Origin of the sequence: Borreliella americana (genome assembly GCF_032595795.2) — a bacterium.
Classification (GTDB): Bacteria; Spirochaetota; Spirochaetia; order Borreliales; family Borreliaceae; genus Borreliella; species Borreliella americana.
Map to the genome: position 1 here is coordinate 331,092 of NZ_CP132449.1, position 26,246 is coordinate 357,337.

The window sequence follows — 26,246 nt, forward strand, 5'->3', positions numbered from 1 at the left end:
CAAAAACAATCAATAAGATCTATAATTAAAGTTTTTCAGATAAATTTTCATAAAATAAAACATTTGATTTAGAAAAACTATTCTTAAAAATATTTCTGAGATTTAAACTGGCAAGATCTTTTTTAACGCTTTTTACCATATCTTCATCCCTATTTAATATATCAAAAATCTTGGCTGATTCGCTTAAATTGCTAACTCCAGAATTAAAAAGCTTAGTATCCCTTATTGATGAAAAAGAAGCCATTACTTCTACAACCCCAAGATTATTATAAGTCTCAATTTCTTTTAATAAAAGAGTTTTATGATAATCATTTTCTTTGGGATTAAAATTCAAAACATTGGCCTTCTCTAGTTCTAAATTTTGCATAACTCTTAAATAATAGCTCCTAGAGGCTAAAAAATCGCCCATTTTATAAAGAGTTAGGGCAATAGAATTTAAAACTTCGTTACTACTTGAAAACCCCGCCATGCTCTCTACTTTAAATAAATATTTCAATGCATCATTATAATTATTTTCCTTGTAACTAAGCAGTCCAACTTTATAGTAAACATCTGGATAATCAACGCCTTCATTTATTGCTAATTTGTAAGAAGATATCGCAGACTTAAAATCATTCAAAGATCTAAGAATATCACCTTGCTTTTCATAAATTGAAGAAATTTCCTTAGATCCTTTTATAAGATTGTGTTTTTTATAAAAAGAATAATCACTCAAGGCTAAGCCAATAATATTGCTAGCCCTAAGAGAATCTCGAGATTTTTCATAAATATCTGCTAAAATTTTATAAGCCAATATCTTGTCTCCAGCATCTTCAATTGAATTTTTATGCCTAAAACTATTTAACGCTTTAAGCAGATAAACTTCGGCCTTTTTAAAATCTCCTACGTAATACGAATATCTTCCACTTTCAAAAAGTGCCTTGTCGTAATTGGGATTTTTATTTAATATTTTTCTGAGAATGTATTCAATCTCTGAATTCATATTAACATTATTGTCAAGCTTAAAAATAGTTCTGCCATCATTTCTTTTAAAATTAGAAAATTCCTTATTTAATAAATTTGTTTGCCCATTAAGATAATTTAAATTTATAGCAAGATTATTTGCTCTTTGATTATAAGTCACAAAAGAAATATACTTGTCTACAAGCTTTTTAGCATATTTTGTGTAAACAATTTCATCAATATCTAAAATTTCATTTGACTTAATAAAATTATTAACATTGTCAGACTCGGTATCTAAATTAGCTTCAATATAAGCATTAAAAAGTTTAAATAAAATTTCCTTTTTTTGCCCATATTTAGAAAGCACAACTGTATAGCTATTAATACTATCTTTATAGTAATTAGAATTTGTCTTAGCCCATTTAAAATAATTATCTCCCTTTAATACTAAAGCATCATAATCATAAAGATCATAAGATATAACCTCATCAAGTATTGAATTAGCCTCAGAGTGCTCTCCAAGATTAATTTTCATAGAAGCGTACGAAATATATCCTTCTTTATTAAACTTTTTTCGCCTTCTACTTGTAGAATTTTTAGAAAAAGGCTCAATCGTAAACAATTCCTCATACTTCTCTTCAGCACTATCAAAATCTCTAACGTCTTCAAACGCCTTAGCATAATTAACAAACCATTTATCATTAGGCCTAATATAATAAGCATCCCTAAAGATAGCTTTTGCAAGATCTCTTTTATTTGCGTATATAGATTCTATACCCTCTTTATACTTGCTCTCAGAGGCAACATAAAAAAATATTACATCTACTATAAGATACAAAGAAACTAAAACTAAAACAACAAAAAGAGAAGCTATTTTTATTAAAGGTAGTAAAGCCCTTGAAACTCTATAGCTCAATTTTTGCTGAAGCTTACTATATTCTTCCGCCTTAAAATAAATTACAGGCAATTTAATAGATCGACCAACAATATCTCCTACAAATTTAGCAATAAATTTCAACCTTTTTTTATTTTTTTCAACAAGATCAATTAACGCTTCAAGTTTAAACCTTGAAACATTCTCCTTAGTTAAAGCCTCAGCAATTGCAATTCTTAAATTTCTAGGATAGGAATTTAAATGTTTTAAAAATAATGGATAATTAACCTTAAGTTCGAAACGTTTAAAATTTGCATTTTGATCATATTCTAAAAATTTAAAATCATCTGCAACATTTTCAAAATCATCCTCATCGGCACTTAAATTTAAGCCATCTCCAGCAAACATCTCTGATTGTTCGTCTGTTTGGTTTTCACCATTTGCCGCATTACCAATACTAAATTCATTCAATTTATTAAATTCACTAGATTGCAAAAAATTATCATCCCCCGAAACAGAAGAATCATTGTTGGCTTTAAAAAAATTATTATTGCTTTGATTGTTAATCAATTCCTCAGAATTAAGTTCTGAGGAATTGATTAAATTATCAAAATCAAGCTTAGAAGCAAATTCTAAATCAATAGAATTATCATCAAGAACTTTGTCAATATTATTCTCAAAAGAATCACTAGAAGAAACGTCAAAATCATTATTTAAAGTTGAAAGATCTGAGTCCATATCAACCCTCAAGTCAGAACCACTTAAAGGTAAATTATCACTAAAAATGTCAGAATAAGGCAATTTATCCTCACTCTCAAGAGCATCAAGCATAAAATTTAAATCAAGTTCATCATCATTTTCCTCTAAAGCAAGATCTTCACCTATCCAAGGAACAATACTCTCTCCAGGCTCAGGAAGCTTAACATCCATACTCACCCCAAAAGATTCTTTAGATAATCTTTCATTAGAAAGATTATCTAATATTTCTCTTTTAAACTGTATTATCTTATCTAAATCAGGCATATTGTAATCAAATTCCTAGCTCATAAAAAGCTTTTTTTATAAAATTTATGACCTTCTGCATGAAGAACATTAAAGCGATTTCCTAAATCTTCAGCTATTTTTAAACCCAAAGCTTCCTTTGTAATCTCTGTCTGAGAATCTTTCAAGGTGTTTAAAATTTTATCCCTATACTCAGGAATACTTATAACCTTGTCAGCATTATATATAAGAGAATCTCTTTTAAAAACATCGTGAGACATGTCTCCATCCTCAGAAACTTCTAAAACATTTCCATTGACTCCAATCATTAAATAATAATCAAAAATTTTAAAATAATTACCAATTTCTAAAATTATTTTTTTTGTTTCAGGTCTTCCTTTTCTATACCTAGTAGCAGTAGGAAAAATAAGTATGATATACCCACTATTTTTCTTTTCATAAATATACTTCATAGAATTAGAATTAAAAACACGCCTTTGCCTAGCATGTTCTAAACCAACCCCAACAAATGCGTGCGGTGGATACACCAATATTGCATTGTACCCCAAAGAAAGGGTCTTAACAAATAAATTATCTCTAAAAAGCTTAACTCCAGCTATTGGGATAATATGATCTGCAATATCATGATAACCCATTTTGTAAAGTAGAAATTGAAAACAAGGAAAATCAAAATTACTATAATGCTCCATTAATATAATTGAAGATTTACCGGATTTAGTCTTTTGGTAAAGTTCTAAAATATTTTGCATACCAATAATGGTAGATCCACTCTTAAGAAGTCTCTCTATCATTCTATCTGCCAATCTTCTACTATTAGAATCTGCATTTCGATAAGACTTATCCAAATAATTAACATTTTCAACAGACTTAAATTGACTTACAAAGTCGCTTTCCATGTCTTTAAAATATTTTTCAAAACTTTCATTTTGTACAAACATAAAACCAGCACCCTTTAAAGCATTCTATGTTGCCACTTAACCGTTAGTTACATTATTTTATTTACTCAAGACAAAAAACTCCATAAAACTAGAAATATATAACTAATATTAAACAAGCATACATTTTTGAAAACATTTCACACAATTATACCTTATTTGCTATACAAATTAAAGTAAAATTTTAGCTTACAGCAATAGACAAATAATACTAAAAAGTATTTAAGTTATTAGACTTTTTTTATTATAAAAATTAAAGTAAAATTTAAATACAAAATAAATTAAAGTACTAGGAGGCATACATATTTAAAATTAAAACAAAACAAATAATCATTTATTAAAACTTATTAAAAAATCAATAAAGAATGAGAACAAAAAATATATAAATATATTGAAAAAGGAAAATCCCATGAAATATACAAAAATAGCCTTAATGCTAATAATTTTTTCTTTAATAGCCTGTATTAATAATGCTAAAAAAGAAAAAATCGTTTTTAGAGTATCAAACTTAACCGAGCCATCGTCACTTGATCCTCAACTCTCAACAGACCTTTACGGTAGCAATATTATTGCAAACCTATTCTTAGGCCTAGCGGTAAAAGATTCTCAAACTGGAAAATATAAACCAGGACTTGCAAAAAGTTGGAATATTTCTGAGGATGGAATTATTTATACATTTAACCTAAGAGAAGATATAGTTTGGAGCGATGGGGTTGCCATTACTGCTGAGGAGATAAAAAAATCATATCTAAGAATTTTAAATAAAAAAACAGCTGCAATGTATGCTAATTTGGTAAAATCTACAATAAAAAACGCACAAGAATATTTTGATGAGACAGTACCTGAATCTGAGCTTGGCATAAAAGCTATCGATAGCAAAACCCTAGAGATAACATTAACATCTCCAAAGCCTTATTTTCCTGATATGCTAACACACGCAGCATACATACCAATTCCAATGCATATTGTTGAAAAATATGGAGAAAATTGGACAAACCCTGAAAATATGGTTGTTAGTGGCGCATACAAGCTTAAGGAAAGATTAATTAACGATAAAATAGTAATAGAAAAAAATGAAAAATACTATAATGCAAAAAATGTAGAAATTGATGAAGTAATATTTTACCCAACAGAAGGTAGCGTTGCTTACAATATGTACATAAACGGTGAAATTGATTTTCTACAAGGAGCAGAAAAGAATAATTTAGAAGAAATTAAAATAAGAGATGATTATTATTCTGGGTTAAAAAACGGAATGGCATACATAGCATTCAATACAACAATAAAACCACTAGACAATTTAAAAGTTAGACAAGCCATCTCTCTTGCTATTGATAGAGAAACTTTAACTAAAGTAGTTTTAAAGGGAAGTTCAGATCCAACGAGAAATCTAACTCCAAAATTTGATGATTATTCTTATGGAAAAAATTTAATACTATTTGATCCTGAGAATGCAAAAAAACTTCTAGCTGAAGCTGGATATCCGGATGGGAAAGGATTCCCCACATTAAAATATAAAATATCGGGGGGAAGACCAACAACAGCAGAATTCTTACAAGAACAATTTAAAAAAATACTAAACATTAACTTAGAAATAGAGAATGAAGAGTGGACAACATTCCTAGGAAGTAGAAGAACTGGAAATTACCAAATGTCAAGCGTGGGATGGATAGGAGACTATTTTGATCCTTTAACATTCTTAGAAAGCTTATTTACAACAGAAAATCATTTTTTTGGAGCATACAAATATTCAAACAAAGATTATGATGCTTTAATAAAAAAATCTAATTTTGAACTTGATCCAATAAAAAGACAAGACATTTTAAGACAAGCTGAAGAGATAATAGCAGAAAAAGACTTTCCTATGACACCCTTATATATACCCAAATCCCATTACCTTTTCAGAAATGATAAATGGACAGGGTGGGTACCAAATATTGCAGAAAGCTATTTGTATGAAAATATTAAAACTAAAAAATAATAAAATTAGGTAAAATAAGTAATTTTAAAATTAAGATTTAAAATTAATATCTACAGAAGGGCAATTATGAAATTAAAGTTGAATTTTAAAGCAAACTTTAAAATGGAGGTATAAAAAATTATGAAATTACAAAAATCATTATTTTTAATAATATTTTTTCTAACTTTTCTTTGCTGTAATAATGAGAAAAAAAAAGAAGGAGTATCATTTAAAATAAGCTTGGGGGCAGAGCCAAGCAGTCTTGATCCTCAATTAGCAGACGATAATGTCGCATCAAAAATGATAAGCACAATGTTTAGAGGGCTTGTTACAGGAGATCCTAATACAGGAGGAAATAAACCGGGACTTGCAAAAGATTGGGATATTTCTCCTGACGGAACAGTTTACACATTTAACCTAAAAGAAAAAATCAATTGGAGTGACGGAGTTGCGATTACTGCAGAAGGAATTAGAAAATCTTATCTTAGAATTTTAAATAAAGAAACTGGCTCAAAATACGTTGAAATGGTTAAATCAGTAATTAAAAATGGTCAAAAATATTTTGATGGAGAAGTGCCTGACTCTGAACTTGGAATTAGAGCGATTAACGAAAAAACATTAGAAATAACACTAGAATCACCAAAACCTTATTTTATTGACATGTTAGTACACCAATCATTTATTCCTGTGCCAATTCATATTACTGAAAAATATGGACAAAGCTGGACAAGCCCTGAGAACATGGTTACAAGCGGTCCTTTTAAATTAAAAGAAAGAATTCCTAACGAAAAATATGTCTTTGAAAAAAATAATAAATACTACAACTCAAATGAAGTAGAATTAGAAGAGATTACATTTTATACAACAAATGACGACTCAACAGCATATAAAATGTATGAAAATGAAGAACTAGATGCAATCTTTGGAGCCATACCACCAGATCTAATCAAAGATTTAAAATTAAGAAACGATTATTACTCATCAGCTGTTAATGCCATATACTTTTATGCATTCAATACACACATTAAACCACTTGACAACGTTAAAGTTAGAAAAGCCCTAACTCTTGCTATTGACAGAGAAACGCTTACATATAAAGTTCTTGACAACGGGACTACCCCCACAAGAAGAACAACTCCCAACTTTAGTTCATATTCTTATGCAAAAAGTTTAGAATTATTTAATCCTGAAATTGCAAAAACCCTTCTAGCTGAAGCTGGGTATCCTAATGGTGATGGATTTCCAATTTTAAAATTAAAATACAATACAAACGAAGCAAATAAAAAAATTAGTGAATTTATTCAAAACCAATGGAAAAAAAATTTAAATATTGATGTAGAACTTGAAAACGAAGAATGGACAACATACTTAAACACTAAGGCAAACGGAAATTATGAAATAGCAAGAGCAGGATGGATAGGAGATTATGCTGATCCTTTGACATTTTTAAAAATATTCACACAAGGATACACACAATTCTCATCTCACAATTACTCAAACCCAGAATACAACGAACTTATAAAGAAATCAGATCTTGAGCTTGATCCAATAAAAAGACAAGACATATTAAGACAAGCAGAAGAGATAATTATTGAAAAAGATTTTCCAATAGCCCCAATATACATATATGGGAATAGTTATCTTTTTAGAAATGACAAATGGACAGGCTGGAACACCAATATTTTAGAAAGATTTGATTTATCTCAGCTAAAATTAAAAAATAAATAATTAATAATTTATAACATTAAATTTAATTAAATAAAAATCGTCTATAATTTATTTCTTATGGACGGTTTTTATTGACTTTATTATAAAAAAAAGATAGTTTAAAACTTATAAATAATTTTAATTTGGGGAAAAGGTTAATATGAGCTTTAATGAAACTAAAAAAATCGGTAAAAAAATTAAAATAGTAACACTACTTATGCTTGCTGTGTCTTTAATTGCATGCAATAATAATTCAGAAAAAGAAAAACTAGCATTTAAAGTATACATAGGTGGAGCACCTTCGTCACTTGACCCACATTTGGTAGATGAAACAATAGGAGCAAGAATTTTAGAACAAATATTCTCAGGGCTTTTGACATTAAATACCAAAACAGGAAAACTAAAGCCCGGACTTGCTAAAAATTGGGAAGTCTCAAAAGATAAAAAAACATATCAATTTTATCTAAGAGATAATCTTGTTTGGAGCGATGGCGTTGAAATTACTGCTGAAGGAATAAGAAAATCTTTTTTAAGAATTTTAAATAAAGCAACAGGATCTACACATGTTGACATTCTTAAATCAATAATAAAAAATGGACAAGAGTACTTTGATGGCAAAGTATCTGATTCTGAACTTGGAATCAAGGCAATTGATAGCAAAATACTGGAAATAAAACTTACATCTCCAAAGCCCTATTTTCTTGAATTACTTTTACATCACGCATTCATGCCAGTACCTATTCATGCTATTGAAAAATATAAGAGAAATTGGACAAATCCTGAAAACATGGTTACTAGTGGACCTTTTAAATTAAAAAAAAGATTGCCTAATGAAAAAATTATCTTTGAAAAAAACGAACGTTATTATAATGCAAAAGAAGTAGAACTTGATGAGCTTGTCTACATTACGTCTGACAATGATCTGACTGTTTACAATATGTACCAAAACAACGAAATTGATGCTATTTTTAACAGCATCCCACCGGACATTGTAAATGAAATAAAACTACAAAATGACTATTATCAACACAAAAGTAATGCAATTTATTTATACTCATTTAATACAAAAATAAAACCTCTTAATGATGTTAGAGTTAGAGAAGCTTTAACCTTGGCTATTGACAGAGAAACTTTAACTTACAAAGTACTAAATGATGGTACAGTTCCTACAAGAGAAATAACCCCCGATCTTGAAAATTACAATTACGGTAAAAAATTAGCTTTATTTGACCCTGAAAAATCCAAAAAGCTTTTAGCAATAGCTGGATATCCTAATGGAAAAGGATTTCCAATGCTAACGTTAAAATATAATACAAACGAAACTCATAAAAAAATTGCTGCATTTATTCAAAACCAATGGAAAAAAATTCTAATATAAACCTTATGCTTACTAACGAAAATTGGCCTGTTCTTACCAATAGCAGAAATACGGGCAATTTTGAAATAATAAGAATTGGGCGCATTGGGGAATATTTAGATCCACACACATACTTCACTATATTCACAAGCGAAAATTCACAACTTGCATCATACGGATATTCAAACCCAGAATTTGATAAACTAGTCAGAGAATCAGATTTTGAAAAAGATCCTATAAAAAGAAAACAACTGCTAAGAAAAGCAGAATCAATAATAATTGAAAAAGATTTTCCCGCCGCTCCAATATACATATATTCTGGGCACTATCTTTTTAGAAACGATAAATGGACCGGATGGAATCCTAACGTATCAGAGGTTTATTATCTTTCTGAATTAAAACCAATTAAAAATGCAAAACATAATTAATTTTAAAAAGGGTTTAATATATAATATTAAAAACAATATGTAAGTCTAAAAGCAAAGTTGACTAAATGTAGCTTAAGGCAAAATGACTTTGTTTAAAGCAAAAATACATAAATAATGTGTAAGATTCTATGATAATTTTACTTAGAATCTTACACAAAAAAATCTTTTCAAATCAAAATAACAAAATTTTAAATAAAAAATTAAAACCAAAAAACACACTTTATTTAAAATTAAATTATTCGTTATAATACAAGCAACTTCCTATTGTATCAAAAATTATCAACTATAGCTTGAAAAACAATAAAGACTATATGATATAATTGACTAATACATAAGTTATCAATATCTATTTACAAAGGAACAAAAATGTTAAAGTTTACTTTAAGGAAAATAATAGGAATAATACCAACTTTACTGGTAATAATTTTTTTATGCTTTTTTGTAATGAGAATGGCTCCTGGAAGTCCATTTGATTCTGAAAAACCTATTGATCCTCAAGTAAAAGCGAGATTGATGGAAAAATATCACCTTGACAAACCTTTTTATATTCAAGCTTTTTATTACATTTCAAACGCTCTAAGGGGAGATCTAGGACCTTCTTTGAAAAAGAAAGATCTTACAGTTAGTCAATACATAAAATTGGGATTTCCAAAATCACTTACACTGGGAGTAATATCCCTTATTATATCACTATCAATAGGAATACCAATAGGTATATTAGCTGCTATTTATAAAAATACTTATGTGGATTATATAATAACATCAATAGCAATATTGGGAATTTCTATACCATTATTCGTAATAGGACCAATTTTACAATACTTTTTTGCAATTAAATGGGGTTTGCTTTACACCTCTGGATGGATTACAGAAAGAGGAGAATTTTCAAATTTAATTTTACCTATAATAACTCTTAGCATGCCCAATGTAGCTATTTTCGCAAGAATAATCAGAGGATCAATGCTAGAAATAATACAAAGCGATTTTATAAGAACTGCGCGCGCAAAAGGGCTAAGCTTCAAAAAGATAGTTATAAAGCATATGTTAAGAGGAGCAATGTTACCTGTAGTAAGCTATATAGGCCCAGCATTTGCTGCTATAATATCTGGAAGCGTGGTTATTGAAAAAATATTTAGAATTGCTGGAATGGGAATGTTTATAACAGAATCCGCGCTAAACAGAGATTACCCAGTATTAATGGGAGGATTGTTAGTATATTCAATAATACTGCTTATTTCCATATTAATATCAGATATTATATATAAAATATTAGATCCAAGAGTATAAGGGGAAATCAAAATGAATAGCCTTGAAAAACAAAATGAAGAAAACAATTCTAAACTCGAAAGAAGAGCTTGGTCAAGATTTAAAGAAAATAAACTCGCATTTGGCAGTCTTTTTGTAATTGGATTTTATATCTTAATTGCCATTCTGCAACCAATATTGCCAATATATAAATACCATACTCAAATAGTAGAGCATTCTGATTTGCCACCGTCTTTCCAGGCTGCTGGAGAACTCTGGTATAATAAAGAAAAAAAATTTATTGAAAAATTAGCAAAAAAAGAAAAAAGAGAAATAAATGAAGAAGAACTAAAAAAACTCGAAGATATAAAAAGAAAAATAGAAAATGAAGTTCAAATAATAGATAAAAAGGAAGTAAAAATACATAAAAGAGTATATTTGCTTGGCACAGACAATCTTGGAAGAGATTTGCTTGCAAGATTAATACAAGGTAGTCAAATTTCTCTTTCTGTAGGATTTATTGGAGCTTTTTTGTCTATGATAATAGGAACTATCCTTGGATCCATAGCAGGATTTTTTGGAGGATTGCCCGACAAAATAATAACTAAAACAATCGAAATTCTTTATGTATTGCCCTATTTACTTATTGTAATAATATTAATGGCAATAATGGAAAGAAGTATAATCGGCTTATTCATAGCACTTGCATTTGTATCGTGGTTAACAGTAGCTCGAGTTGTACGAGGCCAAGTACAATCACTATCAAGTTCGGAATTTATACAAGCAGCCAAAACCCTTGGCGCAACAAATCAAAGAATAATCTTAAAACACTTGATCCCTAATAGCATTGGAATGATAGTTATATTCACAACAATAAGGGTTCCAAGCTTTATTATGGCTGAAGCATTTTTATCCTTTTTGGGACTTGGAATTTCAGCTCCAATGACAAGCTGGGGAGAATTAGTGCAAAATGGAATTGCTACATTTGTTGAATATCCATGGAAAGTTTTTATTCCAGCTATAGTTATGACAATATTTCTATTATTTATGAACTTTTTGGGGGATGGGTTAAGGGATGCTTTTGATCCAAAAGATAGTATCTAAGGAGAAATTGAATGGAAAAAGAAAATATATTGGAAATAAAAAATTTAACAGTTGAGTTTAGATTAAAACATACAACAATTCATCCTGTAAGCAATGTTAACCTATCTGTAAAAAGAGGAGAAATTAGAGCTATTGTTGGAGAATCTGGAAGTGGAAAATCCGTAACAAGTATGGCTATTTTAAAATTATTACCAGAACTTACAACAGTATATAAAAGTGGAGAAATACTATTTGAAAATCAAGATCTGCTAAAACTTAGCGAAAAAGAACTTTTGAAAATTAGAGGGAATAAAATATCAATGATATTTCAAGACCCAATGACTTCATTAAACCCATTTTTAAGAATATCAACTCAACTTGAAGAAACAATAATCTTACACCAAGGATTAGGGAAAAAAGAAGCCAAAGAAAAAGCAATAGAAATGCTAAAAACGGTTGGCGTTGTAAACGCAGAAGAGAGAATCAAACATTTCCCACATCAATTTTCAGGAGGAATGAGACAAAGAGTTATGATTGCTATGGCTCTTAGCTGTCATCCATCCTTACTAATAGCAGATGAACCGACAACAGCCCTTGATGTTACAATCCAAGAACAAATATTATTATTAATCAAAAACCTATCTAAAAAATTCAATACTTCTACCATATTTATAACTCATGATCTTGCGGTTGTTGCTGAAATTTGTGATACAGTATCTGTAATGTATCAAGGAAAAATTGTAGAAGAAGGAACAGTAGAGGAAATATTTAACAAACCTAAACATCCTTACACCATTGGACTTTTAAAATCAATTCTTACACTAGAACATGATCCAAATAAAAAGCTTTATTCAATAAAAGAAAACCCTATAAAGATCGCAAAAAACAGTGCTGAGGAGTTTTAAATGAGCAATCAAAAAGAAATAATTCTTAAAGTAGAAAACTTAATGCAAACATTCACGATAGGAGAAGATTTTTTGTTTTGGAAAAACAAACAAAAAGTAAATGCAGTAAACAATGTTAGCTTTGAGGTAGAAAAAAATAAAACTTTAGGACTCGTAGGAGAATCTGGTTGTGGCAAATCCACTACCCTTCGCTCAATAATGCAACTTTACACACCAACTTCTGGAAATATTTACTTTAACGGAAAAAACATAACTAAACTTTCAAAAAAAGAACTCTTAAAAACAAAAAAAGATATGCAAATGGTATTCCAAGATCCGCATACTTCGCTTGATCCAAGAATGACAATAAAGGAAATAATAGCAGAACCACTAGAAATATATAATGAAAACAAAATTCTTCCAAAAACAAAACAAGAAATAGAACAAAGGGTAAACGAACTAACAGATATTGTCGGATTACATAAAAGTATGTTAACCAGATACCCTCATGAATTTTCAGGAGGACAAAGACAAAGAATAGGAATTGCTAGAGCCCTAGCTTTAAATCCCAAGCTTCTGCTTTTAGACGAAGCCGTTTCTGCACTTGATGTTTCAATCAGAGCTCAAATTTTAAATCTCTTAAAAACTCTACAAAAAGAATTTAATTTGTCTTATTTATTTATTTCTCACGACCTTGCTGTAGTAAAATATATGAGTGATAAAATTGCTGTAATGTACCTTGGAGTTATCCTAGAACTTGCGCCTAGAGAAACGTTATTTTCAAATCCAATTCATCCGTATACCAAAATGCTAATAGCATCAATTCCTGAAATCAACCCCGAAAAAAGAAAAAATAAAAATATAAAACTGGACGAACAAACTCTAGCAAACATTAGGAAAATTCATTTATCAACCCAAGTACATCCAAAACTAGAAGAAGTAGAAAAAGATCACTTTGTATCTAAATACCTTTTTGATGAGATGAATAAATAGATGAATAAATAATTTAAAAACTTATTTATGGTCAAAATAAGAGACTTCAAAATCTATTTTATTATCAATCCCTTCAACAAAGTATAAATTAATTCTATTAACATTATTTTTATCTATTACTTTGTTACCAGAATCGATAAAATAATAATAAATTCTATCCTTGGGTAAATTTTTAAGCTTAATAGTATAAATTCCCTTATTATCTTCTTTTTCAACAAGCCTATTTAAAAAAGGATTGAAATTATTAAAACTACCAGCTATTGTGACTATTTGTCCAGGACGACCTATATAAAAAATTTCAATTTCATTGTTATCATATGATTGTATTGGATTTCTCAAAGAAATATAACTGGATTTCTCTTTAGCAACTTCAATTTTAGAAAATGGGATTAAATCCTCATTATAAACTACATTTTTATTATACTCATCATTAGTCCAAACACCATCTACAATAAGCCTATATTTTATATTGCTTGTGCCATGAGGAATATTAACTTTAACAAAAAAAACTCCATGCTCATTTTTTTTGAATAAATATTTCTTAGAATATTGATCAAAGTCAAAGGCAGCAAAAATTTTTCTAATTTCCTTATTGGGAGGATAAAACAACAATATACGATTGGAATCAACCATAGGTTTAAGATTGTCTTTTCTTGTTGAAACTTCTAGAAATTCGTTTAAACTTAAATCGAAATCATAAATTAAATAATCATCTGAAAAAAGATTGTTAACACATAAAGCTACAAAAACCAATAAATACAAACACCTTTCTTTCATAGATTATACATAAAGCTCACAATAATAATTCTTTTGGCAAAATACTACACATTTAAACTTTTTAACATTATACTAAAAACATACATTAAAGTAAATAATACAAGGAGTACAAAAAATGGGTTTTCATATTTATGAAATCAAAGCCAGACAAATTATTGATTCTAGAGGGAATCCAACAGTTGAAGCTGATGTCATTTTAGAAGATGGAACTTGCGGAAGAGCTGCCGTACCATCAGGCGCATCAACAGGAATTAATGAGGCTGTTGAGCTTAGAGATGGTGATAAGTCTGTGTATATGGGAAAAGGAGTTTTAAAGGCAATTGAAAATATAAAAAACATAATTGCCCCAGAACTTGAAGGTATGAGCGCCTTAAATCAAGTTGCAATCGACAGAAAAATGATTGAACTTGATGGCACCTCCACAAAAGAAAAGCTTGGTGCTAATGCAATCCTGGCAGTTTCAATGGCTACAGCTAAAGCTGCTGCAAAGTATCTTGGACTTAAGCCTTATCAATATCTTGGAGCGTACAAGGCCAACATTTTACCTACACCTATGTGTAATATTATTAATGGTGGTGCACACTCTGACAACTCTGTTGACTTTCAGGAGTTCATGATAATGCCAGTAGGAGCAAAAACATTCAGCGAAGCAATAAGAATGGCAGCAGAGGTTTTTCATACGCTAAAGGGCATTCTAAGTGGCAAAGGATATGCAACTTCTGTTGGGGATGAAGGAGGATTTGCTCCAAATTTAAAATCAAATGAAGAAGCTTGTGAAATGATTATAGAGGCAATAAAGAAGGCGGGATATGAACCTGGAAAAGACATTGCAATAGCTCTTGATCCAGCAACATCTGAGCTTTATGATCCAAAAACAAAAAAATATGTACTTAAATGGTCAACAAAAGAAGAACTTACTTCAGAACAAATGGTTGAATATTGGGCAAAGTGGGTAGAAAAATATCCAATTATTTCAATTGAAGATGGAATGGCTGAAGAAGATTGGGATGGATGGAAAAAACTTACAGACAAAATTGGAAACAAAATACAGCTTGTTGGAGATGATCTGTTTGTAACAAATACTTCGTTTCTTAAAAAAGGAATCGAAATGGGAGTTGCTAATTCAATCCTTATTAAGGTCAATCAAATTGGAACACTAACAGAAACATTTGAAGCTGTGGAAATGGCCAAAAAAGCAGGCTACACAGCAATAGTCTCCCATAGATCAGGAGAAACAGAAGATACGACAATAGCAGATCTTGTAGTAGCTCTTGGAACAGGACAAATCAAAACTGGTTCACTATCAAGAACAGATAGAATAGCAAAATACAATCAACTCATAAGAATAGAAGAAGAATTGGAAACAACTGCTGAATACCACGGGAAAAGCGTCTTTTATTCTATTAAACAAAAATAAATCAAATCCCTTTTACAGGGATTTTTTTTAAATTAAATAAAAATGTAGAGTGTGTAAAAAAATAAAATTATCTTTTGGAAAATTGAAAACTTTTTCGCGCTTTTTTCTGCCCAAATTTTTTACGTTCAACCTTCCTTGAATCTCTTGTTAAAAACCCATTGGATCTCAAAATCATCTTATTAGATTCATCAAGCTCAAAAAGAGCTCTTGAAATGCCATGCCTTATTGCCCCCGATTGACCTGAAATCCCTCCCCCATAAACATTAATATAAAGATCATATTTTCCAAGTGTATTTGTCAAAACCAAAGGCGATAACGCCATTGTCCTTAAATTTTCAAGTTGGATGTAAGAGTCAAAATCTCTATTATTTACTTTGATATTGCCACTACCTTCTCTAATGTAAACTCTAGCAACAGAAGATTTCCTCCTACCAGTTCCCATTGATAAATTAACATTGCTAAAATTTGATTTTTTCATTTTACCTCTCTAAATTAGCTTACAGCTTTATAGGATTTTGAGCTTTAAGAGTATGCTCTGAACCAGGAAAGACTTTTAAATTTCTAAAAAGATCACGCCCCAAAGGACCTTTTGGCAACATACCCTTAACAGCAATCTCAAGAGGTGCACAAGGCTTTCTCTCTGACAATGTTCTAAAAGTGTCAGAATAAAGACCTCCCGGATATCTTGAATGCCTATAATAAAGTTTTTGTTGATATTTCTTCCCAGTCAGCTTAACTTTAGAAGCATTAATAATAATAACATTGTCGCCTAAATCTTGATGAGGAGTATAATAAGCTTTATGTTTGCCTCTTAAAATTTTAACAACATCCACAGCAACTTTACCTAAAATTTTATCTGCTGCATCAATTACATACCATTTTTTCTCAACAGTCTTTGGCTTGATCCAAATCGTAACATTATTGGTTATTTTATTCATAATAGCGAATTACCCTTACTATAATTTTATGCATAAATCTCATTAATTGTATTACTTGTAAGGATCACTGTCAAGTCCATCAATAAACTTGCTTTTAAGAGAAAAACAAATTTTTTTAAAATTATCCAAATCTCCTTTAGAAAACTTCAAAGGAATAATAGATGGGATACTAAAATTTGGACTAATTAAATATCCAAATTTAAGAAATTCATTAAAAATTTCAGAATGATAACAAGCATCATAAAGAGGAAACATATACCTATCAGTTACTTTAAACAAAGATGTAGCAAAAGAATTAAAATCAATATCGATATTTTTCTTATAAAATAAAAGTCTACTTAATGTATGTCTAGCTAAAGATAAAGTTACAGCATCAAAATTATCTCTAAATTCTATTTTTCTAGAAAGGTTATCCATAACAACAATGCTAACAGACATAAAATCTGGCAGAGGAATATTAAAAATCATAGGATATTTAATATTACTAAATCCTACTCTAAACTCATATATTCCTTCTTCTTTTTCCCAGGGCATAAAAAATTTATTTTTACCAGTTAAAGATAATAAAAATTTTTTCGCATCTTTTTCTAGCCTAAAAATATAAACAGTCCCGGCCTCTTTAAAAAAAGTAAATACCAAATTAATAAACTGATTTTTAAAAACAGAAGGATAAGGAGATATCAAACCCCTTGATACAGTTTGTTTAAAAAGGCGACTTAAACCTTGAACCCTATACCCTAAAAAATTTTTTCCACCATTTAAATATAAATCTAAATATCTCTTACCATGAATATCATAAAGATAAAAAAATCTTGCCCTTTTAATAACTGGTAAATTATCTATTAAAGGTAAATCATACATTTGATAAACTTTCTAAAAGAATTTCATTTGCAAGTATAGGATTAATCTTTCCTGAAGATTTTTTCATTATTTGCCCCATCATAAATTTAATAGCATGATCTTTACCCTTTTTGTAAAGTTCGATTGATTTAGGATTTTCATCTAAAACTTCAAGCACAATCTGTTTAATAACAAACTTATCACTTACTTGCTCTAATTGATTTTCACTTATAACAACAGAAGCAGAAACTCCTCTGGTAATCATCTCTGAAAATACTCTTTTTGCTATTTTGCCGCTTATTTTGCCAGCAACAATAAATTCAACAAGCTCTGTAATATATCTTGAAGGCAAATTAAATTCAAGAACACTAATTCCTTTATCATTAAGAACACTTAAAACTTCGGACAATATCCAATTGGCTACTTTTTTGGGATCACTTGCATTAATAACAGCCTCTTCAAAATATCTAAGCAGATGCTTATCTGCTGTTAAAGTAATAACATCAAAATCACTTAGCCCATATTGGCCTTTAAGCCTAACTCTTGCATCAAATGGAAGTTCAATTAACTTTAAATTTTTAATATTATTAATATAAGAGTTGTCAATCTCTATTAAAGGCAGATCGGGTTCTTGAAAATAGCGATAATCAGATACTGTCTCTTTATTTCTTTGAATAACTGTTACTCCATTCTTATCATCAAATCCTCTAGTATGCTTACCACAACTATCAAGGGTTTTTTTAAATTGAACCCACTCCTGTTGCTGCCTTAATTCTTCATATTCAATAGCAGCTTTAATAGATTTAAAAGAATTTAAATTCTTTATTTCAGCTATAGGAGTTTTATACTCAACATCATTCTCTTTAACAATTAGATTAACATTTACATCACATCTAAAAGAACCATTCTCCATATTACATTCAGACAAATCAAGATACCTGAAAATTTCTCTTAAAGAACTTAAAAAAGCAATAGCTTCGTCCCCACTGTTAATATCTGGAGCAGAAACAATTTCAAGCAAAGGAGAGCCCGAACGATTAAAATCAACATAACTTTGATTTTCACTATCCAGCAAATGTAGACTCTTGCCAGAATCTTCTTCCATATGAATTCTAATAATATTAATCTTTTTGGGACCAGAAAGGGTTTCAATTAATAAACTTCCCCCCTCACAAATTGGCTTATCATTTTGCGAGATCTGATACCCTTTTGGCAAATCTGGATAATAATAATGCTTTCTGTCAAATTTAACAACATTTCTAATCTTTGAATTTGTGGCATGCCCCGCTAAAATTGCACTATTAATAAGCTCTACATTCACACTTGGCAATGAGCCAGGAAGGCCAAGGCAAATTGGACAAACACGTGAGTTGGGAACTCCTCCAAACTCATTCTTACATCCACAAAAAGCCTTTGTTTTTAAACCCAACTGAACATGAATTTCTAATCCAATAACTAATTTATATTCCATTCAATCCTAATTCCCTAATCACATTTTTTGAAAAACTTAAAAGTTCAAAATCCTTCTTGCTGCGTCCAATAATTTGCATTCCAATTGATAATCCTTCCTCATCCTTAGAATACGGAAGCGAAATAGCAGGAGCTCCAATAAGATTTGCAATCACAGTACAAATATCTGAATAATACATTTTAACAGGATCATCAAAATCTAAACCAAGTCTAAAGGGCTTAACAAAGCTTGTTGGAGTAATAATAAAATCAAAGCTTTCAAAAAGGTTGTTAAATTTAGGAATAATTAAATTTTGAAGAATTTCACAAGCTTTTGCATAATATTTAGAATCATACCCTTCTGACAATAAATAATTTCCAAGAACAATACGCCTTTTAACTTCTTCTGACAAGAAATTGCTTCTATGTTTAAAATAAAAATCATTAAGACTCAAACTTTCTGTCATTCTCTTGCCGTAACAAAGTCCAGTATAACGAGCAAGATTGGAGGACGCTTCAACAGGAGAAATTGTATAATAAATTGATAAAATAAAATTAATCTCTTCTATTGAAATTTCTTTTATATTAATACCTTTTAACAAAAGATCTGATTTAAACTTGGCAAAACTATTTGCAACATTTTTGTCCATTAGATCTTCGCCAAGTTCTTTAATTACAGCTAAATTTTTACCTTGCAGCGACTCAATTTTTAAAGGATAAAAATCATCAAAGATGTCTACACTAGTAGAATCCATTTCATCAAATCCACAAGTATGCTTTAAAATCAAAGCAATATCTTCAATAGAATGAGCAAAAAATCCTATTTGATCAAAAGACGAAGCGTAAGATGCAAGCCCATAACGAGAAAGACCTCCATAAGAAGGTTTAAATCCCAAAATTCCCGAAAAAGATGCAGGAAGCCTAACAGAACCTCCAGTATCACTACCAAGTGAAAAAGGTGCCTGGAAAGCTGCAACTACAGCCGCAGAGCCCCCAGAACTACCACCTATAACATATTCTCTATTTAAAGGATTTAAAGTTGCACCGTAATAAGAAAATTCACAAGTAGAGCCCATGGCAAATTCATCCATATTGGTTCTACCAATTATAATTGCTCCTTTATTCTTAAGCCTTTTAATCACAGTCGCATCATAAGGAGAAATATAGCCTTTTAAAATCTCAGAAGCACAAGTTAAAGATTTATCTTGAATTGAAATATTATCTTTAGCTGCAATAAGCATACCAATTAAAGGTAAATCTTCTGTTACACCATTTTTTAAACAATCGTCATATCTTTTTGCAATCTCTAAAGAATCATCGAAAAATTCAATATATCCGTTGATATCTTTATTTAATTCATAATTATTTTTATACGCAAGCAAAATATCATAAATTTTACATTTTCTAGTTAAAACTAATTCTTGAATTTTGGTTAAAGTTAAATTACTTAAATCCAATACCTTAATCCTTATTCCAATATTTTAGGAGATGAGAAATATCCATCTAAAAACGAATTACTAAGTTTTTTAATTGATTCAATAGAAAGAGAAAATTTTACTTCATCCTCGCGCAACGTAGAAATCTTTTTCTTATTAGCATTAAAATTAATTTGAACCTCAAAATTTGAAATTTCATTAACCAATCTAATAACTTTCTCAAATTTTGAAATAAATTTATCTTCACTCTCTCTACTAAGTGTCACTAAGCTTAATTTTAAGCTATTTTTTAAATGTATATCTTTCAAAACAAACCTCTAAACTTTGACAATTTTTTTAATATACTCAGGACTCAAAATAGCTTTCCTACCATTTCTCAAACTAATTTTAACAAACTGCAAGTTGCTTTGGTACCAGCTATCAACAACTATTCCCTTTTCTCCATTATAAATTATATAGTCTCCAATATTAAATTCAATATTCCTTTTGTCATTAATAAAAAAATTATTAAAATTCTCTTTTAAGTATTCAGGAATAAAAACAATGTCATAAGAGTTTTTGTCAATATCTTGGAAAAAAACGGAAGGCAAAGTGCCTTTATAAGAACCTCTAAAAGCTCGCCTTAAATTTAAGGTAACAATAAGCTCTGATTTAGCTCTTGTGATTGCAACATAAAAAAGCCTTCTCTCTTCTTCAAGTCTGTCTTCTGTTAATTCTTCGATTTCAGCAGGTAAAAGACCTTTCTCAAGCCCAGAAATCACAACTCTATCAAATTCAAGCCCCTTAACACCGTGAATCGAAGACAAAAGTATATTGGACTTAAAATCTCCAGAAATTAAAGGAGAAAGTGAAGAATTTTCTAAAAATATAGCAAGACCTTCAAATGTGCCTGAATATTCAATTCCGCTATTAATAAGTTCATCAATATTTCTTAATTTTTCGTCTTTATCAAATTTTTTATAGTAATCTAAAAGACCAAACCTAACTACAACATCCTCAATAAAAGTAGATAAATTAATATAATTATCTTCAAAAAGTTTCTTACCCAGCTCATCATAAACGTTTAGAAATAATAAAAGGGACTCTTTGGCTCTATTTTTAAGTAAACCTAAAGTCTTTTTACTTGCACAAAACAAATTGAAATTAACATCTTCATCGTTTAAAGTACTAATTATTTTGTCTAGAGTGGTTTTTCCAATTCCTCTAGAGGGCTTATTTATCATTCTCAAGAAAGATATTTTATCTTTCTTATTTATAAAAAGCCTAAGCAAACAAATAATATCTTTTATTTCCTCTCTATCATAAAATTTAATTGATCCTAAAACCTTGTATGAAATATTCTTCTTTAAAAAAGATGTTTCAAAATGAAAAGATTGGGAATTAAATCTATAAAGTATTGCTGTCTGAATATCATCGGAAATAAGCAAATTAGAAAAATATTCAGCTTCATCTGTGGTGCTTTGAAAAACTAAAAATTTCATCCTTTTATCAGAACTATTTTGAGTTGTTATTTGCTTTTCGTACCTATTTTTATTTTTTGAAATCACCTCATTTGCAATGCCCACTATATTTGAATTTGAACGATAATTTTGCACTAAATAAAATTTAATAACATTGTTAAAAGTTTTTTCAAATTCAAGAATATTTTCAATTCTAGCTCCCCTAAAAGAATATATTGACTGATCTTCATCTCCCACAACCATAAAATACATACCATCCAAATAAAGTTCTTTTAAAAATAAAAATTGTGAATAATTTGTATCTTGATATTCATCTACAAAAATAACTTTAAATCTAGATTGAATAGACTCTTTTAAAGATTTGGATTGCCTCAGCATTAAAATGGGCTTGATAATAAGATCTGAGAAATCAAAAGCATTATTTTTGGCTTTCTCTTCCTCATAAATTTTAATATATTCATATTTCTTTTCTGTAAATTCAATAAATTTTTCTAAAAAAAAATTTTCTTTGTCTTTTAAAATCAAAGCTGCAATCTGTTTTGCCATTTCAAGATTTGAAGCAAGATCAATTTGCTTAACAAATTTAACAACATCATTAGTGTCCCAAATTGTGAAATTTGAATCGTAATTTTTGTCAAAATCCTTATAGTAAACTCTCAAAAGCCACGACCCGAAAGAATGAAAAGTTTGAATATGAAGTTTTTTGTCAAATTTTAAAAGATCATTTATCCTATCATTCATTTCATTTGCAGCTTTATTGGTAAAAGTTAAAGCTAAAATTTCATTGGGATCTATATTCATGTGTTTGATTAAATAAACAATTTTTGCAATTATAACTCTTGTTTTACCACTTCCAGGCCCTGCTAAAACAAGAATTGGATTTTTACTTTTACTAAAAACAATTTTCTCTTGGGAAGTATTTAAGCTAGAAAAAAAATTTTTTATTTTATCCATTACTAATAAACTTCAGAAACCTTAAGATCAAACCCTGAGGGAGTCTTTACCCAAAAGAATTGAACAGCAAAAATTTCTTTTCCCTGCTCTTTTAAAAAAGGAGTAATATCTCTGTCATTAAGAATAACATTAACATCAGAAAGTCTTGAAAAAAATAGTATTAAAGATTTTTCAAAAGCTAAATTAATAGGAATACCTTTGGATGCAAAAAGAGACTTGCCATAAAGATTGTTTTCATCGGCATATCTAAAAAATGTATCATTTAGAAAATCGATTTTCAAATCAACATTTGAAAGTTTTTGAGAAGAATATAGAGTGAGATAATTGCTACTTGGTAATTTTTCAGTTCCCTTAACTTCAAACTGCCAATTTAAAATATTAAATCTATTGTCAATATTAGTTTCAGATACATATTTAACATTTAAAGCAAAAGACTCTAAACTTACATGAGCTATTTTCAACTTATCATAATAATAATTCTCGTAAATAATTTTAACTCTAATATTATCATCAAGATCTATCTCTTTAAACTCTCCTAAATTTAAAATATTTTTACTTTTTTTAGACTCATCAACAATAACTAAATCATCGCCAATAAACGATGCTTTATATTTTGCAATTTCATCACTATATGTTAAAGATAAAAAATCTCCCTCTTTAAGAGAAACATTCCAAAAATTCTTTTTATCAAAAGATACTTCATGAATATTTGAAATTATCTTTTCATCCTGACTAAGATTGAAAAATTTTTTAAAATAAACTTCCACTTTTCTAAAATACAAAAATACAAATAATAATAAAAGAACACCAAAGATGCCTAAAAAGATTTTAAAAATACTTAAAGATTCTAAACTAAAAAAAAACAATTTTTTGTTTAAAACTTTATTATTGCCTAAAAATCCTAAATTTGAAACTTTATCTTCAGATTTAATCCCAATATAACTATTATTAAGTCTACTTTTATAATCCTTAAAAAGTGTTGCTATTAATCTAGAATCAATGTCTAAATATTCGCTATAAGTTCTTAAAAATCCAACGGCCAAAACTTCGTTTGGAAAAATTTCAATATTAGAATCTTCAAGAGCTTTAAGATACTTAATAGAAATTTTAATATCATCAGCTACCATTTCAAGAGTCAAATTTTTACTATTTCTAACTTTTCTCAAATAACTCCCAAATTTAATAAAATCATTTTCTTCCATAGACTTAAACCTTAATTTTTTTTAATATCATATAAAAAATTATCTACCTTATTTGAAGATTTTGGAGGATCATATTTAAATTTGCTATCAAGAATTCCAATATTAAACTTTACAGCAGTTAAATCAATAACTATTTCGCGTCCACCACTAGTAGGAAAAGCAGTAATTCTTCTAATTATTCCATCTGGAGCAAAAGCAATAATAAAAGAATTAATAGTAGCAGCCCCCTTGTAAAGCTTTCTAGAAAAGGTTAATTTAATGTATTTTCCAGGCTCAGATGAATCGAGATCTTCTAGATTTGGAGAATTGGTATAAGATACGCTGTACTCACTATTTAAAACTTTCATAAGACCTCCCCCACTATTACCCTTTACTAATTGCTGATTAAAAGAAGTCCCAAGAGATGGAACATAAACTGTCAAAAATTCACCATCACTTACAAAAACTTGATTATTTGAATCTAAATTAATAATAAACTTGTCTGGAAACTTATAAAGCAAAACACCTGCTTGCTTTAATCCCTTTAAAGTAAAATTAATTGTTGCTTGCATGTCTTCTATGTTTTGATATTTAGCATAAATTCCTTCAAAATATTGATTTGCAGATATTTGAGCAAACACAGCAACGGGATACAAAACTAATAAAAGTATTGTTTTTATCATTTCATGAACTCTTATTATTAAGCTTAAGCTATTAACAAAACTACAGTTAAACTATTATCTATTGTCAATAAACTTTATTTCCATAATACTACATATCATGGAAATAAACTATTATTAATAGTAATAGTTTAATACATAAAATAAAAATTTAAAGCTTAGGTATAAAAACCTTGAAAGAATTAGGATTTAATAAAAATGTCTTTGAATTACGCTGAAATAAATACCTTAATTAAAGAAATTCCTTTCACAAACTCTTTAATAACAAAAATAATACAACCGGATTACAAAAGTTTGATTTTAGAGATTTACAATAAAATTGATAATAAAAAATTTAAAATATTAATTTCTTTAGATCCAAACACTACAAGATTGCACATAACAAACAAAAAATTCAAAAAGAATGCTTTAAAATTAAGATTTTCCGACTTCTTAAAATCAAAAATTCAAAATGGAAAAATCATAAAAGCTTTCCAAATGAAAAATGAAAGAATAATTTCTCTTGAAATTTTTAAAAAAGACCTAATTATCTTATTCATCAAATTGTGGCCATCCTCCCCAAATATCATAGCTACAAACTCAAACTTTAAAATACTAGATACATATTACAGAAGGCCAAAAATAAAAGAAACATCGGGTGAAATCTTTTCAAAAGCTAAAGAAATACATGAAAGCAATAAAATATCTGATAAAAAAATCATGGGTCTGAAAGAAGACTACAATAATACTAGCTATACATCTTATTCTGAATTTCTTGAAAATTACTACGAATCACTTAACAATCAAATTAAAAAAACCAATATAAAAGAATTGCTTATTGAAAAATATAAAAAAGAGTTAATTTTTTTAGAAAAAAGAATAAATTCTTTAAAACAACAAATCAAACTGATTGAAAACATTGAAAACGAAAAAGAAAAAGGTGAGTTGATTTTATTAAATATTAATAAAATACAAAAAGGGATTAAAGAAATAAGCCTCTTAAATTATAAAGAAGAAAAAATAAAAATACCCTTAAACCAATCATTATCACCAAAAGAAAATGCCTTGCAATATTTTAAAGCATATAAAAAGGGAAAAAATTCTTTTAAAAGAATACAAAATCAATTAAAAGATAATCTAGATAAATTTAATTTAATTCAATCAAAAATAACAATGTTAAAAGTCAAAGATTTCATTCCCGAAAAAGAATATAATCAAGAAAAAACTACCATTAAGGTAAAAGAAAAAACGCCAAAAATAGGCTTGCATTTTACCCATTGTGGATTTGAAATTCTTATTGGAAGAAACGCAAAAGAAAATGATGACCTTTTAAGACATTGCGTTAAAGGAAATGACTATTGGCTTCATACAAGAGATTATCCTGGAGCTTATGTTTTTATTAAAAATCAAAAAAATAAAACTCCCAGCCTTGATGTACTTTTAGCTGCTGGTAATTTATGCGTATTTTACACAAAATTAGCAAAAAAATCGGGACAATCAGATCTTTACTACACGCAAGTCAAAAATTTAAGAAGGGTTAAAAATAAAAAGCTGGGCCTTGTAATTCCAAAAGCAGAAAAAAATTTACATATTAAGCTGGATGAAAATCTAATAAAAAAATTAAAAAATCAAACTTAAATACTACTTATAGCAAAGTAAAGTTTTGAATTTTTTATAAAATATTGTTATTCAATGACAAAAAGCATAAAATTTATAAAAGTGGAG

The 26,246-nt window shown here is 28.8% G+C and carries 20 protein-coding genes and 1 pseudogene; 9 read left to right on the forward strand and 12 right to left on the reverse strand.

Features of this window, described 5'->3' with window-relative positions; genetic code table 11:
- Positions 1–25: 25 nt before the first annotated feature.
- Complete coding sequence (gene flcA, locus QIA00_RS01605; RefSeq protein WP_316257091.1) at positions 26–2,839, reverse strand: periplasmic flagellar collar protein FlcA; 2,814 nt, start codon at positions 2,837–2,839, stop codon at positions 26–28.
- Positions 2,840–2,859: 20 nt separating this feature from the next.
- Positions 2,860–3,756 (reverse strand): 1-acyl-sn-glycerol-3-phosphate acyltransferase, encoded by an 897-nt coding sequence (locus QIA00_RS01610; protein ID WP_316257092.1) that lies wholly within the window; start codon positions 3,754–3,756, stop codon positions 2,860–2,862.
- Between the two features lie 406 nt (positions 3,757–4,162).
- Between QIA00_RS01610 and QIA00_RS01615 the strand changes: the two genes are divergently transcribed.
- From QIA00_RS01615 to QIA00_RS01645, 7 genes and pseudogenes are all read left to right on the forward strand, one after another.
- On the forward strand, positions 4,163–5,734 hold the full coding sequence (locus QIA00_RS01615; protein ID WP_316257093.1) for a peptide ABC transporter substrate-binding protein: 1,572 nt from the start codon (positions 4,163–4,165) through the stop codon (positions 5,732–5,734).
- 120 nt (positions 5,735–5,854) lie between these two features.
- Positions 5,855–7,441 carry a peptide ABC transporter substrate-binding protein gene (locus tag QIA00_RS01620; protein ID WP_316257094.1) on the forward strand — a complete coding sequence of 529 codons (1,587 nt, stop codon included), beginning with the start codon at positions 5,855–5,857 and terminating at the stop codon, positions 7,439–7,441.
- A 139-nt stretch (positions 7,442–7,580) separates the two neighbouring features.
- A pseudogene (locus tag QIA00_RS01625) lies at positions 7,581–9,205 on the forward strand (peptide ABC transporter substrate-binding protein).
- Between the two features lie 366 nt (positions 9,206–9,571).
- Positions 9,572–10,492 (forward strand): ABC transporter permease, encoded by a 921-nt coding sequence (locus tag QIA00_RS01630; RefSeq protein ID WP_316257095.1) that lies wholly within the window; start codon positions 9,572–9,574, stop codon positions 10,490–10,492.
- Positions 10,493–10,504: 12 nt separating this feature from the next.
- Entirely contained in the window at positions 10,505–11,554 is a 1,050-nt protein-coding gene (locus QIA00_RS01635) for an ABC transporter permease subunit (protein WP_316257096.1), read from the forward strand.
- Positions 11,555–11,565: 11 nt separating this feature from the next.
- Positions 11,566–12,438, forward strand: a complete 873-nt coding sequence (locus QIA00_RS01640) for an ABC transporter ATP-binding protein (RefSeq protein ID WP_316257098.1) — start codon at positions 11,566–11,568, stop codon at positions 12,436–12,438.
- Entirely contained in the window at positions 12,439–13,410 is a 972-nt protein-coding gene (locus QIA00_RS01645; RefSeq protein ID WP_316257099.1) for an ATP-binding cassette domain-containing protein, read from the forward strand.
- Between the two features lie 21 nt (positions 13,411–13,431).
- Here the strand turns inward: QIA00_RS01645 and QIA00_RS01650 are convergent, their stop codons facing one another.
- Positions 13,432–14,163 (reverse strand): early set domain-containing protein, encoded by a 732-nt coding sequence (locus tag QIA00_RS01650; protein WP_301427583.1) that lies wholly within the window; start codon positions 14,161–14,163, stop codon positions 13,432–13,434.
- A 139-nt stretch (positions 14,164–14,302) separates the two neighbouring features.
- Here QIA00_RS01650 and eno point away from each other — a divergent pair, with 139 nt between their 5' ends.
- Entirely contained in the window at positions 14,303–15,604 is a 1,302-nt protein-coding gene (gene eno / locus QIA00_RS01655) for a phosphopyruvate hydratase (RefSeq protein WP_316257100.1), read from the forward strand.
- A gap of 67 nt (positions 15,605–15,671) precedes the next feature.
- Here eno and rpsI read toward each other — a convergent pair whose 3' ends face one another.
- The 9 genes from rpsI to QIA00_RS01700 are packed head-to-tail and all read right to left on the reverse strand — an operon-like array spanning position 15,672 to position 24,545.
- Complete coding sequence (rpsI, locus tag QIA00_RS01660; RefSeq protein WP_004790427.1) at positions 15,672–16,082, reverse strand: 30S ribosomal protein S9; 411 nt, start codon at positions 16,080–16,082, stop codon at positions 15,672–15,674.
- Positions 16,083–16,101: 19 nt separating this feature from the next.
- Complete coding sequence (gene rplM / locus QIA00_RS01665; RefSeq protein WP_316257101.1) at positions 16,102–16,542, reverse strand: 50S ribosomal protein L13; 441 nt, start codon at positions 16,540–16,542, stop codon at positions 16,102–16,104.
- A 51-nt stretch (positions 16,543–16,593) separates the two neighbouring features.
- Positions 16,594–17,403, reverse strand: coding sequence for a hypothetical protein (locus tag QIA00_RS01670; RefSeq protein WP_316257102.1), 810 nt, complete (start codon positions 17,401–17,403; stop codon positions 16,594–16,596).
- Positions 17,396–18,853, reverse strand: coding sequence for an Asp-tRNA(Asn)/Glu-tRNA(Gln) amidotransferase subunit GatB (gene gatB / locus QIA00_RS01675; RefSeq protein WP_316257103.1), 1,458 nt, complete (start codon positions 18,851–18,853; stop codon positions 17,396–17,398). Before gatB ends, QIA00_RS01670 begins: the two co-directional genes overlap by 8 nt.
- Positions 18,843–20,288: an Asp-tRNA(Asn)/Glu-tRNA(Gln) amidotransferase subunit GatA gene (gene gatA / locus QIA00_RS01680; RefSeq protein ID WP_316257104.1), complete on the reverse strand. Its 1,446-nt coding sequence runs from the start codon at positions 20,286–20,288 to the stop codon at positions 18,843–18,845. Before gatA ends, gatB begins: the two co-directional genes overlap by 11 nt.
- Before the next feature lie 11 nt (positions 20,289–20,299).
- On the reverse strand, positions 20,300–20,575 hold the full coding sequence (gene gatC, locus QIA00_RS01685) for an Asp-tRNA(Asn)/Glu-tRNA(Gln) amidotransferase subunit GatC (RefSeq protein ID WP_316257105.1): 276 nt from the start codon (positions 20,573–20,575) through the stop codon (positions 20,300–20,302).
- Positions 20,576–20,584: 9 nt separating this feature from the next.
- A complete protein-coding gene (locus QIA00_RS01690; protein ID WP_316257106.1) occupies positions 20,585–22,681 on the reverse strand; it encodes an ATP-dependent helicase in 2,097 nt (698 codons plus the stop codon).
- Between the two features lie 2 nt (positions 22,682–22,683).
- Positions 22,684–23,883, reverse strand: a complete 1,200-nt coding sequence (locus QIA00_RS01695) for a BB_0345 family helix-turn-helix protein (RefSeq protein WP_316257107.1) — start codon at positions 23,881–23,883, stop codon at positions 22,684–22,686.
- A gap of 11 nt (positions 23,884–23,894) precedes the next feature.
- The gene (locus QIA00_RS01700) at positions 23,895–24,545 is read right to left on the reverse strand and encodes a LolA family protein (RefSeq protein ID WP_316257108.1); all 651 of its coding nucleotides are present in this window, start codon (positions 24,543–24,545) and stop codon (positions 23,895–23,897) included.
- A gap of 195 nt (positions 24,546–24,740) precedes the next feature.
- On the opposite strand from QIA00_RS01700, the gene QIA00_RS01705 reads away from it, so the two are divergent.
- Positions 24,741–26,159, forward strand: a complete 1,419-nt coding sequence (locus QIA00_RS01705) for an NFACT RNA binding domain-containing protein (RefSeq protein WP_316257110.1) — start codon at positions 24,741–24,743, stop codon at positions 26,157–26,159.
- Positions 26,160–26,246 lie beyond the last annotated feature (87 nt).

Coding starts and splice junctions, on each gene's coding strand:
- QIA00_RS01645 (WP_316257099.1), top strand. CDS start 12,439: ATGAGCAATCAAAAAGAAATAATTCTTAAAGTAGAAAACTTAATGCAA.
- eno (WP_316257100.1), top strand. CDS start 14,303: ATGGGTTTTCATATTTATGAAATCAAAGCCAGACAAATTATTGATTCT.
- QIA00_RS01630 (WP_316257095.1), top strand. CDS start 9,572: ATGTTAAAGTTTACTTTAAGGAAAATAATAGGAATAATACCAACTTTA.
- QIA00_RS01635 (WP_316257096.1), top strand. CDS start 10,505: ATGAATAGCCTTGAAAAACAAAATGAAGAAAACAATTCTAAACTCGAA.
- QIA00_RS01705 (WP_316257110.1), top strand. CDS start 24,741: ATGTCTTTGAATTACGCTGAAATAAATACCTTAATTAAAGAAATTCCT.
- QIA00_RS01620 (WP_316257094.1), top strand. CDS start 5,855: ATGAAATTACAAAAATCATTATTTTTAATAATATTTTTTCTAACTTTT.
- QIA00_RS01640 (WP_316257098.1), top strand. CDS start 11,566: ATGGAAAAAGAAAATATATTGGAAATAAAAAATTTAACAGTTGAGTTT.
- gatB (WP_316257103.1), bottom strand. CDS start 18,853: ATGGAATATAAATTAGTTATTGGATTAGAAATTCATGTTCAGTTGGGT.
- QIA00_RS01615 (WP_316257093.1), top strand. CDS start 4,163: ATGAAATATACAAAAATAGCCTTAATGCTAATAATTTTTTCTTTAATA.
- QIA00_RS01700 (WP_316257108.1), bottom strand. CDS start 24,545: ATGATAAAAACAATACTTTTATTAGTTTTGTATCCCGTTGCTGTGTTT.
- QIA00_RS01695 (WP_316257107.1), bottom strand. CDS start 23,883: ATGGAAGAAAATGATTTTATTAAATTTGGGAGTTATTTGAGAAAAGTT.
- rplM (WP_316257101.1), bottom strand. CDS start 16,542: ATGAATAAAATAACCAATAATGTTACGATTTGGATCAAGCCAAAGACT.
- QIA00_RS01610 (WP_316257092.1), bottom strand. CDS start 3,756: ATGTTTGTACAAAATGAAAGTTTTGAAAAATATTTTAAAGACATGGAA.
- rpsI (WP_004790427.1), bottom strand. CDS start 16,082: ATGAAAAAATCAAATTTTAGCAATGTTAATTTATCAATGGGAACTGGT.
- QIA00_RS01690 (WP_316257106.1), bottom strand. CDS start 22,681: ATGGATAAAATAAAAAATTTTTTTTCTAGCTTAAATACTTCCCAAGAG.
- QIA00_RS01670 (WP_316257102.1), bottom strand. CDS start 17,403: ATGTATGATTTACCTTTAATAGATAATTTACCAGTTATTAAAAGGGCA.
- flcA (WP_316257091.1), bottom strand. CDS start 2,839: ATGCCTGATTTAGATAAGATAATACAGTTTAAAAGAGAAATATTAGAT.